This window comes from uncultured Chryseobacterium sp. (assembly GCF_936933875.1).
GTDB lineage: Bacteria > Bacteroidota > Bacteroidia > Flavobacteriales > Weeksellaceae > CAKZIK01.
Genome location: NZ_CAKZIK010000003.1, coordinates 1 through 18,837, shown reverse-complemented (window position 1 = coordinate 18,837; position 18,837 = coordinate 1). Strand labels below are relative to the sequence as shown.

15 protein-coding genes are annotated in these 18,837 nt (G+C 37.4%); 9 read left to right on the top strand and 6 right to left on the bottom strand.

Translation table 11 applies throughout. The features are described 5' to 3' along the window. The 3 genes from Q0252_RS00270 to Q0252_RS00260 form a co-directional block, all read right to left on the bottom strand. Positions 1-731, bottom strand: a 731-nt coding sequence (locus Q0252_RS00270; RefSeq protein WP_297982311.1) for a coproporphyrinogen-III oxidase family protein, incomplete at its 3' end; no start/stop codon positions are given. A 151-nt stretch (positions 732-882) separates the two neighbouring features. Continuing rightward, positions 883-1,896 (bottom strand): glycosyl hydrolase, encoded by a 1,014-nt coding sequence (locus Q0252_RS00265; protein WP_297982308.1) that lies wholly within the window; start codon positions 1,894-1,896, stop codon positions 883-885. Between the two features lie 73 nt (positions 1,897-1,969). Beyond that, positions 1,970-3,628: an amino acid permease gene (locus Q0252_RS00260; protein ID WP_297982306.1), complete on the bottom strand. Its 1,659-nt coding sequence runs from the start codon at positions 3,626-3,628 to the stop codon at positions 1,970-1,972. Between the two features lie 177 nt (positions 3,629-3,805). Here Q0252_RS00260 and Q0252_RS00255 point away from each other — a divergent pair, with 177 nt between their 5' ends. From Q0252_RS00255 to Q0252_RS00225, 7 genes are all read left to right on the top strand, one after another. Beyond that, on the top strand, positions 3,806-4,414 hold the full coding sequence (locus Q0252_RS00255) for a Crp/Fnr family transcriptional regulator (protein ID WP_297982304.1): 609 nt from the start codon (positions 3,806-3,808) through the stop codon (positions 4,412-4,414). 67 nt (positions 4,415-4,481) lie between these two features. Beyond that, positions 4,482-4,793, top strand: coding sequence for a rhodanese-like domain-containing protein (locus Q0252_RS00250; RefSeq protein ID WP_297982301.1), 312 nt, complete (start codon positions 4,482-4,484; stop codon positions 4,791-4,793). Between the two features lie 190 nt (positions 4,794-4,983). Further along, positions 4,984-5,619 (top strand): hypothetical protein, encoded by a 636-nt coding sequence (locus Q0252_RS00245; RefSeq protein ID WP_297982300.1) that lies wholly within the window; start codon positions 4,984-4,986, stop codon positions 5,617-5,619. A 74-nt stretch (positions 5,620-5,693) separates the two neighbouring features. Further along, the gene (pnuC, locus tag Q0252_RS00240; protein ID WP_297982298.1) at positions 5,694-6,356 is read left to right on the top strand and encodes a nicotinamide riboside transporter PnuC; all 663 of its coding nucleotides are present in this window, start codon (positions 5,694-5,696) and stop codon (positions 6,354-6,356) included. Positions 6,357-6,441: 85 nt separating this feature from the next. Beyond that, positions 6,442-7,218 (top strand): diaminopimelate epimerase, encoded by a 777-nt coding sequence (gene dapF, locus Q0252_RS00235; RefSeq protein WP_297982297.1) that lies wholly within the window; start codon positions 6,442-6,444, stop codon positions 7,216-7,218. Positions 7,219-7,327: 109 nt separating this feature from the next. Next, entirely contained in the window at positions 7,328-8,365 is a 1,038-nt protein-coding gene (gene mltG, locus Q0252_RS00230) for an endolytic transglycosylase MltG (protein ID WP_297982295.1), read from the top strand. Positions 8,366-8,483: 118 nt separating this feature from the next. Further along, complete coding sequence (locus Q0252_RS00225) at positions 8,484-11,069, top strand: TonB-dependent receptor (RefSeq protein WP_297982294.1); 2,586 nt, start codon at positions 8,484-8,486, stop codon at positions 11,067-11,069. Between the two features lie 66 nt (positions 11,070-11,135). On the opposite strand, the gene galE is transcribed toward Q0252_RS00225, so the two are convergent. Then, positions 11,136-12,152 carry a UDP-glucose 4-epimerase GalE gene (gene galE, locus Q0252_RS00220; protein ID WP_297982292.1) on the bottom strand — a complete coding sequence of 339 codons (1,017 nt, stop codon included), beginning with the start codon at positions 12,150-12,152 and terminating at the stop codon, positions 11,136-11,138. A gap of 31 nt (positions 12,153-12,183) precedes the next feature. Continuing rightward, entirely contained in the window at positions 12,184-13,311 is a 1,128-nt protein-coding gene (locus Q0252_RS00215) for a DegT/DnrJ/EryC1/StrS aminotransferase family protein (RefSeq protein WP_297982290.1), read from the bottom strand. Between the two features lie 99 nt (positions 13,312-13,410). Between Q0252_RS00215 and Q0252_RS00210 the strand changes: the two genes are divergently transcribed. After that, a complete protein-coding gene (locus Q0252_RS00210; RefSeq protein WP_297982288.1) occupies positions 13,411-15,024 on the top strand; it encodes a S8 family peptidase in 1,614 nt (537 codons plus the stop codon). A gap of 29 nt (positions 15,025-15,053) precedes the next feature. On the opposite strand, the gene Q0252_RS00205 is transcribed toward Q0252_RS00210, so the two are convergent. Beyond that, positions 15,054-17,597: a phosphoenolpyruvate carboxylase gene (locus Q0252_RS00205; RefSeq protein ID WP_297982286.1), complete on the bottom strand. Its 2,544-nt coding sequence runs from the start codon at positions 17,595-17,597 to the stop codon at positions 15,054-15,056. Positions 17,598-17,727: 130 nt separating this feature from the next. Here Q0252_RS00205 and Q0252_RS00200 point away from each other — a divergent pair, with 130 nt between their 5' ends. Beyond that, the gene (locus Q0252_RS00200; RefSeq protein WP_297982284.1) at positions 17,728-18,381 is read left to right on the top strand and encodes a GDSL-type esterase/lipase family protein; all 654 of its coding nucleotides are present in this window, start codon (positions 17,728-17,730) and stop codon (positions 18,379-18,381) included. Positions 18,382-18,837: the final 456 nt, after the last annotated feature.

Below are 18,837 nucleotides of genomic sequence, written 5' to 3'. Positions count from 1 at the left end.
AATCGGTCCGGTTTCAGTTCCAAAGTCTTGCGGATCGTATATTCCATTTTTTCCCAATTATGAAAAGGAAGTCCGAAAACCAAATCGTGGGAAACGCTTTTATAACCGATTTCTCTAGCCCAATTGGTCACTCTTTCCACATTTTCGAAAGGCTGAATTCTGTTAATAGCCTTTTGAACCTGAACATCATAATCCTGAACTCCAAAACTGCATCTTGTAAAGCCCAAATCAAACAAAACCTGAAGATGTTCCTTCGTGGTGTTGTTCGGATGACCTTCAAAAGAAAATTCCGGTTCTTCAGCAATTTCTGCTTTGGCAAAAATGCCTTCCAACAAAGTTTTTAAATTTTCCGGAGAAAAAAATGTCGGCGTTCCACCACCCAAATGCAACTCCTTAATTTTCGGCACTTGGTTCTTAGCTCTTGGCTCTTGGCTCTTGAAAGTTTCAAGATACAAATCCCACTCTTTCAAAACCGATTCCAAATAAGGCGTTTCTACGGAATGTTGTTTCGTAATCCTTTTGTGACAAGCGCAAAACGTACATAACGCTTCACAAAACGGAAGGTGAATATAAATTGAAATCCCTTCCGCACCATTGCTTTCATTAAAAGATTTAATGACCGAACTTTTCCATTTTTCGGCTGTAAAAGCCTTTTCGTCCCAAAACGGAACAGTTGGATAAGACGTGTAACGGGGACCGGGAATATTGTATTTATCGATAAGAGAATTCATAACTTTTTAGTGCCAACTGATGCAAAGTTGCAGGGTGCAAAAGTAGTGAATTTATTGCCTTACAAAAAACCCTTTCAGAGTTTAAAACTGTGAAAGAGTTCTACTAAAGAATATTTTTAAATCTGCGAAAATCTGTGCAATCTTTGGGAAACTAAAATTTCATCATCACAATTTTACCGCTTCCTGCCAAAACCACTGTATTTTTATCTACCCATTCTGCAACGAAAAATCCTTTCTCATCGGAAATTTTCGACCAGGTTTTTCCGAAATCTTTGGAGATAGAAATATGTTGGTCTCCAACTGCCAAAATCTCTTTTCCCTTGGAACCAGGACGGATTTTCACACACGTCGTATAACCTGCATTATTTCCGGACGCCTGTATTTGCCAGGTTTTTCCCGCGTCTGTCGTTGTTGCGATATTGTTGATGTTGGCGGTTTGTTTTGTATAATCTCCGCCTGCAGCAATTCCGAATTTGTCTTTGAAAAAATCAACGGTGTACATTCCTTGTGAAGATTCACCTTGAATAATCGGTGTACTGAAAACTTCGAACTTTTTGGATGAACGGTTCATTCTGAAAATTCGGGATGACTTTCCACCGGTTGCAATCCAAATGTGTTTTTTTGAGGAAGCGATGTTAGAATTACTTGCTGCAAAAGCAGCTTCGCCGTCGTTCAGTTTAGGTTGTGTATAAATTTTTGATATGAATTGATTTTTCCAAAGATTGAATTCAACAAATTTCAGATTCAAATCCGAATTAGGGTCGCTGAACGTGTAAAACATTCCATCGCTGTAATGAAGAGCGTCGTAGAATGCGTTTTTATCATTATCGGTATTAACGGTTTTTGATTTCAACGATTTTTTATCAATTCTAAAAAAATAAGCCGGGCTTTCTACATTTATCGCATAAAATGCGTTTCTGTCCTGCGCTAAAGTTCGGAACTGCAATTTTTTATCAGATAAAATCATTTGCTTTTTATCTGCAGAATCTTTTAAAGAAATGTAACCGAATTTGGAATCTGTTCCGGCATACCACACTTTTCCGTCCCAAATCTGTATCGCACGAATGCTGATTTTTTCTTTCAACAACATTTGAAATTCCGGCTTTTGCGCTGAAATTTTAATCAAGAAAACTGAAAAAATCAGTAAGAATATTTTGTTGTTCATAGATAGATTTACTGTTCAAAAATAAAAAAATCCCGACATAAAGCCGGGATTCAATATGATAAATAACTGAAAATTATTTTTTTGCTCTCAAATAATAGTAACCGTAGAAAATTACGTGGAAAACAATCATTGCAAGGGAGAAATAAAGCAATCCAGCATCATCTACGTTGACGTTGCTGTGGTGAAGGTAAGCCAAAACACCCAAAAGTGCCGTTAAAGCAAAACCTGAAATTGCAGTAATTCTGTAGTTTTTCGGGTCGTTGGTGGTACCGTTTTCTTTTCCAAGGAAAGAGTTTTTAATTCCTCTGTAAAGATAGATATCCAAACCAAGCATCATCCAAGCTACCAAACGAATCCACGTATCGAAAGGAAGGAAAGCCATCATTCCAAAGCATACCAAAACTCCTAAAATTGGAACCACAGGAACCAAAGGCGTTTTGAAGGCTCTTGGAGCATCCGGCTGAGTTTTCCTCATCACCAAAACCCCGATACAAACAAGGATGAACGCGAACAATGTTCCAATGGAAGTCATTTCGCCTACCACTCTACCTGGAATAAACGCTGCAAAAGCACTTACCAAAACAAGGAAGAAAAGGTTAGATTTAAATGGTGTTCTGAAAGTTTTGTGTACTTCAGAGAACGCTCTTGGCAACAAACCGTCTTTACTCATCGAATAAAATACACGGCTTTGTCCCATTAACATTACCAAAATTACCGATGCATATCCTAAAAGAATCGCAATAATAATAGTAGTATTCAACCAAGGATAAGCAGGAACTACTTTTCCGTTAATGATGTCGCCCATATTTTCAATCGCAATTGCAACCGGAGCCAAATGGTCTCCTGCAGTTCCTTCCGTAAATTTAGAGTAATGAACAACTCCTACCATTACATAAGCGAAAATGATATACAAAACCGTACAAATCAACAATGAACCCATAATACCAATTGGCATTGCTTTTTTAGGGTTTTTAGTTTCCTGAGCAGCTGTAGAAACTGCATCAAAACCAATATAGGCAAAGAAGACAATTGCTGCGGCTCGTATGACTCCACTCCAACCGAATTCACCAAAAGTTCCTGTGTTTTGGGGAATTAGTGGTGTTAAGTTTTCAGGTTTTATGTATTTGAATCCAACAACGATAAAGATGATTACGATTGCAACCTTTAGAATTACAATAAAAGTATTCACCAAAGCAGATTCGCTGGTACCTTTAATGAGAACCAAAGACATAATTGTTACAATGAAAACCGCAGGCAAATTCATGATACCACCGTCAAAAGGTGTCGTCATCAAACTTTCGGGCAATGCAACACCAAAGTTGCTAAAGAGTTTCCCGAGATAACCGGACCAACTCGAAGCTACGGTTGCAGCTCCTACTGCATATTCTAGAACCAAATCCCAACCAATAATCCAAGCAATAAATTCGCCCATTGTTGCATAAGAATACGTGTAAGCACTTCCCGCAACAGGAATCATTGATGCAAATTCTGCGTAGCAAAGTCCTGCAAAAGCACAGCCAATTGCTGCGATGATAAAAGATACCATAATTCCGGGACCTGCATGGTTTGCAGCTGCCATTCCGGTAATCGAAAATAATCCGGCACCAATAATGGCACCAATCCCAAGTGCAACTAAAGCTCCAGCGCTAAGAGTCTTTTTGAGCCCTTTTTCGGATTCATCCGCTTCAGCTAAAAGTTGATTGAGGGGTTTTGTTCTCCAAAGATTTGACATAGTGAGTTTTTTAAAGATTCCCAAAAATATAAATTTTTATGATTTATTAACATTTTTTAGTCATTTAAATTGAAAAATTATCAAGAACATACGACTAAGTCTTTCGTTATCAATGGAATTTAATGCTTTAAAAATATTCGGTACTTATCATTAACTTTGTAATAATTTAAAATAGTAATGAACAACCTCAACAATATAAGTCCGAAATTCCGGGAGGAACTTTACGAAACTTCTTCCATCAAAAAATTTAATCCAGGAGATGTCATTCTCGATATGGATGCTTATGTGAATTATATTCCGGTGGTACTTTCGGGAAGCTTGAAGGTGATGAGAACTCAGGAAGACGGACGCGAAATCCTGCTCTACTATATTACTCCCGGCGAAAGTTGTATTGTTTCCATTTTATCCGGAATGAAGCAGGACAAGTCTCAAATTAGAGCTGTGGTAGAAGAAAAAGCTGAAATTTTGATGGTTTCCATTCAAAAAGCAAAAGAATGGATTAGAAAATTTCCGGAATGGACAGATTTTATTTTCGACCTCTATCAAAAACGTTTTGAAGGTTTGCTGAATATTGTAAATTCGGTAGCTTTTCAAAAAGTGGATGCCCGAATTTTACAATTGCTTCATCAAAAAGCAGAACTTTATGAAAGCAATGAATTGGTGGTAACACATCAACAAATTGCTGACGAACTCGGAATTACGAGAGAAGCTGCAAGTCGCGTTCTGAAACAATTGGAAAATGAAGAAGAAATTAAACTCTCTCGAAACAAAATTCTGCTTCTGTAACTTTTATCACTTTACTTTCGGTTTCGCTGAAATATTTTTGCATCAGTAATTTAAATCTGAAAAAAAAATGTTTGATGCTATAAAAAGTCTCTTGGGCTTAGAAAAAACCGATTTCGCTGAATTGAAAAATAACGGCGCAATTATTCTCGATGTTCGCAGTAAAAGTGAATTTTCGGGAGGTCACATCAAAGGAGCTATGAATATTCCAGTGAGTGATTTACAGAATAATCTTTCAAAACTAAAAGACAAAAAAAAACCCATCATCACCTGTTGTGCATCCGGAATGCGAAGTGCTTCTGCAAAAAGTATTCTCCAAAATGCAGGTTACACCGAAGTTTATAATGGTGGTGGTTGGATGAGTCTCGACAATAAAATTTAATTTTTTTCTCAATAAAATCCCATGGAAAATGTCAGCCGGTTTCAGTTGGCTTTTTCTTTTGTTGAATTAAAATTATTATACTGATAATCAATAATTTAAACCAAATTTAAAATTTTCTTGAAATGATGTAAGGTTTGGTATTCTTTTGGTAATATTGCAGGTAATTAAAACAATTAATTCAAAATTTAAAATGAAAAATATATTGAAAGGATTATTCGGAATTGCAATTGTTGCCACAATGGTTTCCTGCGTTTCTTACAACAACGGTTATGACGATGGTTATAACAGCGATTACTATAGCGGATATTACAACAACGGCTACTATTGGGCGCCAAGTTCTTATTACGGATACGGTGGTTACTACGCAAACGACGGTTATTACTACCGTGATGATGTAAGATATTATCACGATAACGGTTATCCGTATTACATGGGATACAATAATCAAAGAATTTACTTGCAGCAAACCAATCAGCAAGGTGTTCGTTCCACTCCAAATGGTTTTAGAACACAAAACCGTAGCGCGAACAGCACTGCTTACAGAAACCAAAATACTACGGCAACACAGCAAAACACTGCAAGAGCTGGTGGTGGTTTCAGAGAAAGCGGAACAAGAAGTCAGACTCAAACGAGAACTCAGCCGCAAACGCAAACGCAAACTCAGCCAAGAGTTGATCAGCAACAACAGACTGAAGTAAGAAGCAATGGCGGTTTCAGAAATTCAGATTCGGGTACTTCTATGAGAAGTTCGAACAGTGTTTCTGTTGAAAGAAGTCAGAATTCTAACAGCAATAGTTCTTCACAAAGAAGTTCAGGCAGAAGATAACCGTTATCCAACCTTAAATAACAGCCGTTTCCGAAAAGAAGCGGCTTTTTTACTGAATTAGTTATCTTTGAACTATGAATCTCTACGACCTCTTCATTAAGCCTTACGAATCCTACGAAACTTATCAAATCATACTGGAAATCATCGCAATGGTTTTCGGAATTTTAAGTGTTTATTTCTCAGTAAAAAAGAATATTTGGGTTTATCCGACTGGAATTATTTCTACAGCGCTTTATGTTTACATCTTATTTGTATTCGGACTGTTAGGTGATTGCATGATTAATGTTTATTACACAGTGATGAGCCTTTACGGCTGGATTTTGTGGGCGAAAAATTCAGAAGACCATGTTCATGTTGAAGTTAGTTGGGCGACAAAGAAAGAATGGATTTACGGAAGCATTCTTTTTGTTTTGAGTTTAATTCTCGTTACCGTCGTTTATTACTACAAACCTTTTATAGATAACAAATTCTCAATGGAAAATGTTAACCTCGGTTTGTATCATTTGGATTGGGCAAACTGGCTGGATGTTTTTACAACATCAATCTTTTTGGTGGGAATGTGGTTTATGGCAAAACGCAGAATCGAAAACTGGATTTTCTGGATTATTGGGGATTTCATATGCATCCCGATGATGATTTACAAAGGATTGGGAATCACTTCCGTTCAATATATGGTTTTCACCGTGATGGCTTTCATCGGTTATTTTGAATGGAAAAAAACGCTGAAAGCACAGTAATTCTTTTTAGCACTTCCTTAACATTAACGTTCCCTAAAAATCAGTATTTTTGCGGGCTGTTTTCATTGAATTCAGGCTTTTAAATATGGAAAATTATATCGAATTTTTTAAATATCAGGGAACAGGAAACGATTTTGTCATGATAGACAACCGTGACCTGCAGTTTCCGAAAAACACAGCAATCATAAAGAAATTCTGCGACAGAAGGTTCGGAATTGGTGGTGACGGTTTGATTTTATTGGAAAATCACAACAACGCGGATTTCAAAATGGTCTATTACAACTCCGACGGAAATGAAAGCACCATGTGCGGAAACGGCGGAAGATGTTTGGTAGCTTTTGCTCATTTTCTAGATATTTTTGAAGATAAATGCACTTTCGAAGCGATCGACGGACTTCATGAAGCCGAAGTTAACAACGGCATCGTAAAGCTGAAAATGATTGATGTTGAAAATATTGCAAAAGACGGCGAAAACTCCCTTTTGAATACAGGTTCTCCGCATTTTGTACAATACGTTCAAGATGTGGAAAATTTCGATGTTTATCAAAACGGATACGATATCAGAAACAACGACATCTACAAAAAAGAAGGCATCAACGTTAATTTTGCTGAACAGAAAAATGATGATGAAATTTTCGTAAGAACTTTCGAAAGAGGTGTTGAAGATGAAACTTACAGTTGTGGAACCGGCGTTACAGCAGCAGCTTTAACTTTTATGCAAAACAAAGATTTGAAGGCTGTAAAAGTGAAAACCTTAGGTGGAAACCTGAAAGTGTATGCTGAAAAAGATGGTTCGTCTTTCAAAAACATTTGGTTGGAAGGTCCGGCGAAACAGGTTTTTAAAGGAAAAATTCAGTTATAAGCTGGATGTTGGGTGATGGAAGTTTGATGTTCCATTACGAATAAATTAAAATAAGTAATTTAAAAAGGCTGAAAGCTGCATGCAGAAAGCCCAAAGCAATAAATAAAATATGAAAAAAGGCTGTTCAATTTTTGCCGTAATCGGTTTACTCGTTCTTGCCATTGGAGGTTATTTTGGGTACAACTGGTACAAAAAATACAAAAGCGGAAACGTTGCTAAGGAAGGATATATTTTAATTCCTACCGGCTCCAATTTTGCACAGGTGATGGATTCCATTTCTCCTTATTTGAGAAATAAGGAAAGTTTTCAAGAAGTCGCTTTGGACAAAAATATGGACAAATATATTTCTCCGGGACGTTACCGCATTAAATCCGGAACCGACAACACGGATTTGGTGAACATGATTAAAGCCGGAAATCAAACTGAAAACACGTTCAGAATTGGAGATTTCAATGACGTTTATCAGATGGTTGGACGTGTTTCGAAGAAAACCGAAGCAGATTCTTTGTCTTATGTGAATGAATTCAACAAAATTGCTAGAGAGAAAGGTTTGAACGATGCAGAAGATCTGAAAAAATATTTCTTCAGCGATACATATCAGTTTTTCTGGACAGTGAAGCCAAAAGAATTCTTCAATAAATTTGAAAAAGATTATAATGAATTCTGGACTGCAGACCGCGTTGCCAAAGAAAAAGCTTTAAATCTTACCAGAAACGAAATTTATGCTTTGGCTTCTATCGTTTTTAAAGAATCAGGCGGTAAAACGGATGAGCAAAAAACAATTGCAGGTTTATATCTGAACCGTGTAAGAAAAGGAATGAAACTGCAGAGTGACCCAACAGTTATTTATGCCGTAAACAAAGACACGAATTTCACACAGGATATCCGCAGAGTTTTGTATAAACATCTTTCCCACCCATCTCCATACAACACTTACGCGAACGCAGGAATTCCTCCGGGACCGATTTGTGTGGTAGATAAAAATTCTGTAGATGCGGTTCTGAATGCGGAAAGAAACAATTACATCTTCATGTGTGCAGACCCTGCGAGATTCGGTTACCATAAATTTACGGACAATGCTGTAGAGCACGAAAGAAATGCAAGAGCTTACCAGGAATGGTTGAATTCTAAAAACATCAAAAAGTAAGTTTTAACATTATTTAACGCATAAATATTTAACAAAACTGTTTTTTATGCGTCTAATTAAACAAACGATTGATATTCATCAGTCGAAAATCACTTTTAACTTTCGATAAAAAAATTTAATGAAGACGGAGATTATTCAAAATTTCACGAAAAAAACTTTAGGTTTAACGTTAGTTCTTTCTGCAGCGGCTTTTGCTTACGCACAGCAGAAAATTAATGTTACCGGAAAAGTTGTAGATTCTGACAACAATGCAGTTCCTTATGCATCTGTAACGTTTACCAACAAAACCAATGCAACCTTTAACGACGCTGCTCTTTCCGATGATAAAGGAAATTACAGCATCTCTTTGGTTCCCGGCAATTACGACATCAGTGTGGAAGCCATTAACTTTAAAACTACCACAAAAAATCAGCAGATTGCTTCTGCGGGAAATATTGGCAATTTTACTGTTGACAGAGCTACAACGTCTGCAGTAGGAAACCAAACTACCGAAATTCAAGGTGTAGTTATTACTGCAGCCGCTGCAAAACCATACCGTGTTGAGCTAGACAAGAAAACGTACGACCCTTCTTCGGACATCATCAGCAAAGGTGGAAACTTACAGGATGTTTTATCCAATGTTCCTTCCGTTTCTGTAGATACAGACGGAACAGTTTCTATGAGAGGAAGTTCTAACGTAAGATTTTTAATTAACGGAAAACCTTCTGCTCTTTTGGGAATTGATGACGGTGCAAATGCTTTACAAAGTATTCCTGCGGACCAAATTGAAAAGATTGAGGTGATTTCCAATCCTTCATCAAAATTCGAAGCTTCCGGAACAGCCGGGATTTTGAATATTATCCTGAAAAAATCCAAGAAAGTTGGATTTAATGGAAGTGTTACAGGAAGTTTAGGATATTTGCCACAAACTTCTCTTAATACCAACCTGAGCTGGAGAAAAGGAAACCTTACCTGGTTTTTAAATGGTGGCGGAGCTTACAGAGAAAGTAAAGGAGAAAATAATAATGATGTTTGGTATAAATCTCCAAGCAACCTATTATTAGAAAGTCATCAAACCGGAGAGAACAATTCTACCAATAAAATGTACAATGGTTCTACAGGTTTTGTTTACGATATCAGCGATAAGACTTCGGTAAATGCTTCGGGAACAGTTCGTGGATTCAACTCAGAAAGTGATGGTTTAACGCTTGCGGAAGAAATTTACAGAGACAATGACAATTTGTATTCTAGAAGAAATGAGGACGGAAGCGGTAAAAACGTAGCCTTTCAAGGAGATTTTGGTTTAGACCATAAGTTTGATGATAAAGGACAGAATATTGCTCTTTCATTAAGTCTTCAGAGAAATAAATCTGAAAACAATTCCATTGCAAAAGAATTTATTAATGACAGCTGGAATTTCACGAACGACGATTTGGATTTCAGTGATTATTTAACTCAGAATTCTTTAAACAAAAGCCTTGTTGGAAAAGCTGATTACGAATTGCCAATTGGCGAAAAATCTAAATTAGAAGCCGGTTACAGACTAGACATCAACCGTAATGATTACGACAACGATGTAAAAAGACAGGAATCTGCAACCTCAACTTTAGAAAATCTTAATCTTTTTACCAACACTACAGATTATAAAGAAACTTTTAATGCAGCTTATGCGCAGTTTAAAAGCAAAATCGGTAATTTGGGATATCAGTTAGGTTTAAGAAACGAATATTCTGTTATTAATATTGATTACGCGAATCTTGCCGGCGAAAAAATCCTGAAAGACAAAAAATACAACAATCTATTCCCAAGTGTGTATTTAAGCTACGATTTAGGAAAAGACAACCAGTTATTGGTTAATTTCTCTAAAAGAATCGACAGACCTCGTTCATTCTTCATGGTTCCTTACGCCAGATACAGTAATCCTAGAAGTGTTTTCGAAGGAAATATCGATTTGAATCCTTCTTATGTAGATTCTTACGAATTCGGTTACAGCCTTCAAAAGAAGAAATTCACTTTGAATCCAACTTTGTATTACCGTCATTCAACAGATGATACAAAAATGTTGAGCTACCGTAAAGACGAAAGACCACAGGAAATTACAGATCCTCAAACGGGAGAAACTACTTATATCTACACTGTTTACTCAAAACCAATTAATTTAGGAACTCAAGACCGTTATGGGTTGGATTTCAACTTTAGTTATGATCCTACATCTTGGTGGAAATTATTAGGAGGAATTGATTTGTATGGTTATAAAACTGAAGGTATCGCAACTTACGATGTTATAGATGTTGACGGAAACAATGCAACAAGAACCAGAAATTTTGCAGGTAGCGGATTCTCTACGAGGGCAAGACTTAATTCAACTTTTAAAATTGATAAAACGTTCAGCGTACAACTTCAGGGAATGTACAGAGGTGGCGAAAAAACCGCAACCAGCGAACAAAAAGCAATGTACGGTTTGAATTTGGGAGCTTCTAAAACCATCTGGAACGGAAACGGAACATTTACATTCAACATCCAGGATGTTTTGAATACCAGAAACAGAACTGCCTATTCTTACAACGAAGATTTCGACAGTAAAAGCTTCATGAGATGGCAACCAAGACAGGCTTCTATTTCATTTACTTACAGATTTAAGCAAGGTGAAAAAGTAGAACAGCCGAAACGCAAAAAAGACATCAATAACAACGCTTCCGGCGATGACGATCAAATGCCGATGTAATCTTTTAGATAATAAAAAATCCCATTCGAAAATGAATGGGATTTTCTTATTTTTAAACGCACTATTTTAATCTCTGGATTCTAAATATTTCTGCCATTCCCAGGTTGTTCTTAAGGCTTCTTCCAAAGAAGTGTCTGCTTTCCAGCCGAGTTCTTTTTCCGCCTTGTCTGCGTTTGCATAAGCGATGGTGATATCTCCTGCTCTTCTGTCGCAGATTTGGTAAGGAACTTCAACGTTGTTTGCGTTCTCAAAAGCGTGAACTACTTCCAAAACAGATGAACCTTTTCCAGTTCCCAGATTATAAATGTCGATGATCGTTTCAGAAGGATCTGCAATGAGTTTTTGTAATGCTTTTACGTGAGCTTTCGCCAAATCAACCACATAAATATAATCGCGTATTGCTGTTCCGTCTTCGGTTGGATAATCATTTCCCCAAATGCTTAGTTTTTCGCGGATTCCGGATGCTGTTTGGGTAACGTAGGGCACCAAATTATTCGGAATGCCGATTGGCAGTTCGCCCAACAAAGCCGAAGGATGCGCACCGATTGGATTGAAGTACCTCAACAAAGTAACTTTTTTATGATGAGCCACTGCAAAATCTTTCAAAATTTCCTCTCCCATCTGTTTGGTTTTTCCGTATGAAGATTCCGGGGTTTTCAATGGTGTATTTTCGTCGATGGGTTGTTGATCGGCTTGTCCGTAAACAGTGCAGGAAGAACTGAAAATAAAGTTGGAGATGTTTCTCTGTTTAAATTCCTGCAAAATATTGATCAAAGAAAACAAATTGTTTTCGTAATAATCCACCGGTTTTTCCTGACTTTCGCCAACTGCCTTGAAGGCTGCAAAATTAATACAACCGTCAATTTTATGGGCGTCTAAAAGCTGTACCAGAAGTTCTCTTCGCTTCAAATCAAACGGATAAAAAGTTGGTCTTTTTCCTGCGACTTTTTCAATATTGTCTAAAATAAACTTTTCTGAATTAGATAAATCATCCACGATGACTACCTCAAAATTATTGTTTAAGAGCTCCACAACTGTGTGAGAACCAATATAGCCGAGTCCGCCGGTAACAAGTATGGTCATTGATTTTTGTTTAAGGTTTAAGATTTGTAGTTTACGAATTCATAAATTCCAAAACCGCATCGGTAATATATTTTAATTGCTCATCATCCAGTTCGGTGTGCATCGGTAGCGAAATCACCTCGTTCAACAGTCTGTCGGTGTTCACAAAATCTGCTTCGTTGCTTTCCTGAAAATAGGCTTTTTGCTTTCTTAAAGCTACCGGATAATAAATCATCGCCGGAACTTCCTTTTCTGTCAAAAACTGCTGTAATTCGTTTCTTTTTCCGTTCAGAATTCTTAAGGTATATTGATGAAAAACGTGCGTAGAGTTTTCTGCTCTTTTCGGGCTTAAAATATTTTCATTCCCTTCGAAAGCGGCATCATAATAATCTGCTGCTTTTCGTCTGGCTTCGTTGTAGCTGTCCAAATTTGGAAGTTTTTTTCTTAAAATGGCAGCCTGAATGCTGTCCAAACGCGAGTTCACTCCTACTTCATCATGGTAATATCTTTCGTACATACCGTGGTTTGCAATTCCGCGAAGTTTATAAGCCAAATTATCATCATTGGTAAAAATAGCACCACCATCACCATAACATCCTAAATTTTTTGAAGGGAAGAAAGACGTTGTTCCCATCGTTCCCATGGTTCCGGATTTTTTCGTTGTTCCGTCCGAAAATTTGAAATCTGCGCCAATTGCTTGCGCGTTGTCTTCAATGACGTAAAGATTGTGCTCTTGAGCAACTTTCAAAACTTCTTCCATATTCGCACACTGCCCGAAAAGGTGAACCGGAATGATGGCTTTTGTTTTCGGTGTAATGGCCGCTTTCAGTTTTTCAATATCAATTGTGAAAGTATCGTAATCCACATCTACCAAAACAGATTTCAGTTTCAAGAGATGAATGACTTCTACTGTCGCAGCAAAAGTAAAATCCGCAGTAATAACTTCATCGCCTTCCTTTAAATCCAGTGCCATCAAAGCAATCTGAAGCGCGTCCGTTCCGTTGGCACATGGAATAACGTGTTTTACATCAAGGTACTGTTCCAATTCTGTCTGAAAAGATTTCACTTCCGGTCCATTGATAAACGCGGCAGAATCCATCACGTTCAACACTGCATTATCAACATCTGCTTTTATTTTGTAGTACTGACTTTGAAGGTCAACCATCTGAATTTTCTTCATAAAAAAGTATATTTCTGTAAAAATACAGATTTTTATCCGCAGCTGAAAATTTTGGGAATTGGTTTTTAAAATAATAATATCTTTGATAAAATTCCCGGAATGAAAAAAATTCTATTCTACTGTTTTTTAACGGCTTCTGTAATTTATTCGGCTCAAACTGAACTTGTTTTTGTTTTCTTTAAAGACAAGCCGAACAAAGCCGCTTTCTATGCAAATCCAACAACGGAATTGTCTCAAAAATCGATTAACAGAAGAACTTCACAGGGAATTCCTTTGAATGACCAGGACGCTCCAATTGAGGCAAGTTACATTCAAAACATTAGAAATTTAGGATTTACTGTTACCGATACTTCAAAATGGCTCAATGGTGTTGCGGTAAATGCTACAACCGCACAAATCGCTGAACTGGCTTCACAACCTTATGTTCAGAATGTTGAAAGTTTCGTAAAAGCCAGAAAACAGCCTACTTCCGAAACAAAAAAAAATAAATTTGACGTTGAAAAAACTTCTTCAACTGTAAAAGCAGGTTTTAATTACGGAACCGGTGCAACACAGATTGACCAGGTGAATATTCGTCCTCTTCATGTGAACGGATTTACAGGAACTGGAGTTACAATTGCAGTTTTGGACACCGGTTTCCCTACTGTAGATACAGGTTCTGCTTATGCAAGAATGCGGGATAACGGACACATTAAAGGCGGTTATAACTATATCAATAAAAACTCGGATTTATACAACACTGCTTTCAATTCACATGGTGCTGTTTGTTTGGGAATTATTGGCGGTTATATTGACGGAAGTTTTGTAGGTTCTGCACCAGACGCAGATTTTTATCTGTATGTAACAGAATCTGGTCCTACTGAAATTCCCGAGGAGGAACTGTACTGGATTCAGGCTGCAGAGGCTGCGGACAGAAATGGCGTTGACATTATTTCGGCATCTTTAGGTTACGGCGATGCTTTTGATGATGCACGTTACAATTATATTTATGGAGATATGACCGGAACCCGTTCTTTTGTTGCACGAGGTGCACAAATTGCCGCAGAAAAAGGAATTTTGGTTTTCGCAGCCAATGGAAACGAAGCACAAATATCCTGGCAATATTTGTTAACTCCGGCTGATAACGCAAAAGTTTTCAGCATAGGCGCTGTAACTTCCACGGGAACAAGTTCTTCTTTTTCTTCTTTTGGTCCGAATGCAGCTGGTGTGGTAAAGCCGGACGGAAGCGCACTTGGAACCGGAACCGCAACAGTTTACAACAACACCACAACTTCCGGAAGCGGAACTTCTCTTGCAACGCCGGTTGCTGCAGGTGGAGCTGCCTGTTTAATTCAGGCCTTGGCAAGTTCTGTTAGCAGTGAATCTGTTAAAAACAAACTTAGAGAAACTGCTTCACTTTATCCCAATACAGATGCGCAACAAGGTTATGGAATTCTGAATTTCTACAGCGCTTATAACTCACTTGTTTTAGCAACGAAAGAAAATTCAATACAAAAAAATCTAAAGATTTATCCGAATCCGGTATCGAATCAAATTAATATTCAGACTTCGGAAAAAATTGAAAGCGTAGAACTGTATGATAGTTTAGGAAGAAAAGTTCAGACTTTGAAGGCTGAAAAGCAAAATACAATCAATGGAATTTCGAAAGGCGTTTATTTCCTGAAAGTGAAAACGGACAAGAATAATTATATTGAAAAAATCATCAAACAATAAATAAAAAGCCTTCGTATTGAAGGCTTTTTTTATGCTGAATTTCTACTCGCATTAATATTTCCGAACAGCGAACGCATCACGAGTTTTTCATAACTCTCGCGGTTACCTTCTCCTTTCTGAATTTTCATTAAAGCATATTGCTGGATACTCAACAACGGCAGCACAATTTTCTCGCGGATTTTAACTGATTTTCTTGAAAGCGGCTCTTCCTGCTGAAGCATCGTAAATCCGGTAAGTTCCAACATCATTTCTTTTGACAGGTTGAATTCATCAAACAAAATATTCCAGAAAGCGCCAAACTTCGGGTTTTGTTTCATATAATAAGTAAGCGGAAAATACGATTTGTTCATGCTCATCATAGAGTTCAAAACCAGAGTTTTAAAGAAATCCGAACCTTTGTAAAGTTCCTTCACCTCGTCGAAACGACCGGCTTTTTTCAGTTCATTTAAAGCAAAACCAAATCCGAAAAATCCGGGAACATTCTGTTTTAATTGAGACCACGAACCAACAAAAGGAATCGCTCGCAAATCTTCAAATTTCAGTTGGTTTCCGGTGCCACGTTTGCTAGGACGGCTTCCGATATTGGTTCTTCCGTAATATTCCAGCGTACTCATTTCCTGTAGGTATGGAACGAACATCGGATGTGCCTTTAAATCTGAATATTTTTGGAAAGAAATCTCCGCTAATTCTTCAATTAAATGACGTTCTTTTTCCGTTAAATCTTTTTTATTGTTTTGAAAAACGTCGTTTTCAATTCCGGCAGTCAGAAGTTGTTCAAAATTGTATTTCGCCTGGTCTTTATTTCCGAAAACACTCGTAATCGTTTGACCTTGAATCGTTAATTCAATTTTATTATTAGCGATGGTTTTTCCCTGTGAAGCATAGAAATCGTGGGTTTTTCCGCCACCTCTTGCAGGAGGTCCACCTCTACCGTCGAAGAAAATGACTTTAATTCCGTTATTTTCCGAAACTTTGGTGAGCTGTTCCTTGGTTTCGTAAATTTCCCAGTTGGCTTTCAGGTAACCGCCGTCTTTTGTTCCGTCTGAAAATCCGAGCATAATCGTCTGATTGTTTCCTCTCCTTTCCAAATGTTTTCTGTACACCGGCAAATCGTACAATTGCTGCATTACATTTTCAGCATTGTCAAGACCTTCCATCGTTTCGAAAAGTGGAACAATATCGATGTTGATTTCATCTTCCTGATAACCGCACAGTTTAAACAACGCAAAAACATTCAGCACATCTTTTATTTCATCCGAATTGGAAATAATGTAACGGTTCATTCCGCGTTCGCCGTTCTTTTTCTGAATTTCTCGGATGTTCAAAACCGTCTGCAAAGTATCTTTGGTGATGTCTTCAAATTCATCAGGACTTACAACAACATCGGTTTCCAGAAGCCATTTCAGTTTTTCATCAGCACTTAAATCTTGGGCATTTTTCCCTGATTTTTTAGAAATAATTTCGTCCATTACTTTTTGATGAATACGGCTGTCCTGTCGAACATCCAGCGTTGCGAAATGAGTTCCGAAAATTTTCACGCGGTCGATGTAATCATCCAATAAATCGAGGAATAGTCCGTTGTGTTCTTCTACGAGAATTTTTCGGGCTTCATGAAGTCGTTCCAAAATTTCTTCAGAACAGATTTGATTTTCTTTCGTGAAAATAGAATCATACAAACGATGACTCAAATCTTCCAAAATTTTGGAAACACCGCGAAAACTAAGTCTTCGTCGCAAATTTTTCAGATGTCCATAATAACATTTCAGAATGGTGGAACGAAGTTCATCCGCAACCTGAACCGTAGTTTCGGCAGTAACAAACGGATTTCCATCACGGTCTCCTCCCGGCCAAAATCCTAGCTGAATAATATCCTGATGCGGTGCAAAATTTTGCGTTCCGAAAGCCGATTTTATTTTTTTGTAGAGCTCACCAATGGTTTCGTAATACACATAACGCAGATAATACATAATGCTCATCGCTTCATCGAGCGGCGTTGGTCGTTCCTTGTTCAAAAAAGGCGTTTTACCCAACTGCTGCAAAAGCATATCGATATTGGTAACCGAATCTTCCATAATCGCCGAACGCAAATCGTGCAGAATTCTTTGTACCGCACTCGGGTAAAACTGCGTTGGGTGCGCTGTAAATACAATTTTAATGGCGAAATCCTCCATTTTTTTGCGCACCGCTTCCAGTTTGTGTTCCTGTAAACTTCTTTCGTGAAGCTGCATCACAGTTCCTGCATCGTTTTCGGTGTGCAGACTTTGGAAAGCTGCATCTTCAATACTGTCGAAAAGCACGACCTGCCTTTCGATGTACTGGATGATTTTAAACAAAAGTTCGGTTTTCTGTTCTTCGTTCTGAAGTTCGGTATGTTTCTGAAAAAATTCCTCAACAATTTCTTCGGGACTTTTTCCGGCTTCGTAGCCGTCTCTGCTTTCCTCGTACAAAAACGGAAGCAGCATCCCGATATTCGTCATTTTATCATAAGGCAAACTCATAAACAGCGAGTTATAAATCTGAAATTTATTCTCTACAATCTGCCTGAATTTTTCGGTAATCTGTGTGTTTAGCATCTAACAAAATTAGTGGAAATAATCATGCTTTAAAGAGTTTTTTAATTTAAATTTTGTCTTTAAGTTTTCAAAACAGATTTAATACAGAAGCTTTAAAAGTTTTTTATTAACTTTATGAAAATACTTTACAATGAAAAAACTTCTTTTCTTACTCTATATACTGGTTTCCACCCTCATCGTTGCGCAGGAAAAACCGGCGTTCTGGAAGGATATTGAAAACTTTAAAACCTTAAACAAAGAAAATCCTCCTCCCAAAAATGCGATCCTTTTTGTCGGAAGTTCATCTTTTACGATGTGGAAAGATGTGGGAGATTATTTCCCCGATAAAACCATTATTAACCGTGGATTTGGGGGTTCGAGTTTATTTGATTTGAATTTTTATTCGGATGAATTACTGAAGCCTTATCAACCGAAACAAATCGTGATTTACTGTGGTGAAAACGATTTTGCCGGCAACGAAAAACTGAAACCACGACAGGTTTTTAACCGCTACAAACATTTCTATGCTGAAATACGAAAGTATTATCCGAACATTCCGGTGGATTATGTTTCCATTAAACTTTCACCAAGCCGCGAACATTTGTGGCCGAAATTCGTCGCTACCAATGCGCTGATTAAAAAATTTATGGACAAAGAGCCCAATGCAGAATACATCGACATTACCAAAGCCATGAACGACAGCAACGGAAAAATCCGCAAAGACCTTTTTCTGGAAGATATGCTGCACATGAAACCCGAAGGTTACCAACTTTGGAAAAAAGAAATGGAGCCGTATCTGAAGTAAAATTTCCCAATAGTGGATATTTAAAATACGTCACAATTGTAAGCGGTTACAATCAAGTTAACAACTAAATATCAACACTTTAAATAATTTTGAAGTTTGATGGAAGTTGCGTATATTTGGGTGTTGTGCGCAATATTAGAAGCGCGGTATCAAAAAGAAATCTCGGTCTGAAAAATCAAAATTTTGACCTGAATTTAACTTTCTAAAACTGAATAAAATCTGAAATTTTTTGCGCTGATCTTCCTAAATCCTGAAAAAAAATTTTTACGAAAAACTTACGGATTTGAGTATCAAAAATTATGCTTGACCTTTACAAATTTGCGCTTAACGGCGTGAATAAATTCTGCGTGAATACTTTTCCAAAATCCGTGAATAAAATTCTGAAAATCTTTGCGATTTCTTGCGTGAAAAAAATTGTCGTGCTTGATTTTTAATTCTCTGACCTGAATTTAACGA

Excerpts from the sequence above, each read along its gene's own strand:
- Q0252_RS00265 (WP_297982308.1), bottom strand. The coding sequence starts at position 1,896 with ATGAACAACAAAATATTCTTACTGATTTTTTCAGTTTTCTTGATTAAA.
- Q0252_RS00260 (WP_297982306.1), bottom strand. The coding sequence starts at position 3,628 with ATGTCAAATCTTTGGAGAACAAAACCCCTCAATCAACTTTTAGCTGAA.
- Q0252_RS00255 (WP_297982304.1), top strand. The coding sequence starts at position 3,806 with ATGAACAACCTCAACAATATAAGTCCGAAATTCCGGGAGGAACTTTAC.
- Q0252_RS00250 (WP_297982301.1), top strand. The coding sequence starts at position 4,482 with ATGTTTGATGCTATAAAAAGTCTCTTGGGCTTAGAAAAAACCGATTTC.
- Q0252_RS00245 (WP_297982300.1), top strand. The coding sequence starts at position 4,984 with ATGAAAAATATATTGAAAGGATTATTCGGAATTGCAATTGTTGCCACA.
- pnuC (WP_297982298.1), top strand. The coding sequence starts at position 5,694 with ATGAATCTCTACGACCTCTTCATTAAGCCTTACGAATCCTACGAAACT.
- dapF (WP_297982297.1), top strand. The coding sequence starts at position 6,442 with ATGGAAAATTATATCGAATTTTTTAAATATCAGGGAACAGGAAACGAT.
- mltG (WP_297982295.1), top strand. The coding sequence starts at position 7,328 with ATGAAAAAAGGCTGTTCAATTTTTGCCGTAATCGGTTTACTCGTTCTT.
- Q0252_RS00225 (WP_297982294.1), top strand. The coding sequence starts at position 8,484 with ATGAAGACGGAGATTATTCAAAATTTCACGAAAAAAACTTTAGGTTTA.
- galE (WP_297982292.1), bottom strand. The coding sequence starts at position 12,152 with ATGACCATACTTGTTACCGGCGGACTCGGCTATATTGGTTCTCACACA.
- Q0252_RS00215 (WP_297982290.1), bottom strand. The coding sequence starts at position 13,311 with ATGAAGAAAATTCAGATGGTTGACCTTCAAAGTCAGTACTACAAAATA.
- Q0252_RS00210 (WP_297982288.1), top strand. The coding sequence starts at position 13,411 with ATGAAAAAAATTCTATTCTACTGTTTTTTAACGGCTTCTGTAATTTAT.
- Q0252_RS00205 (WP_297982286.1), bottom strand. The coding sequence starts at position 17,597 with ATGCTAAACACACAGATTACCGAAAAATTCAGGCAGATTGTAGAGAAT.
- Q0252_RS00200 (WP_297982284.1), top strand. The coding sequence starts at position 17,728 with ATGAAAAAACTTCTTTTCTTACTCTATATACTGGTTTCCACCCTCATC.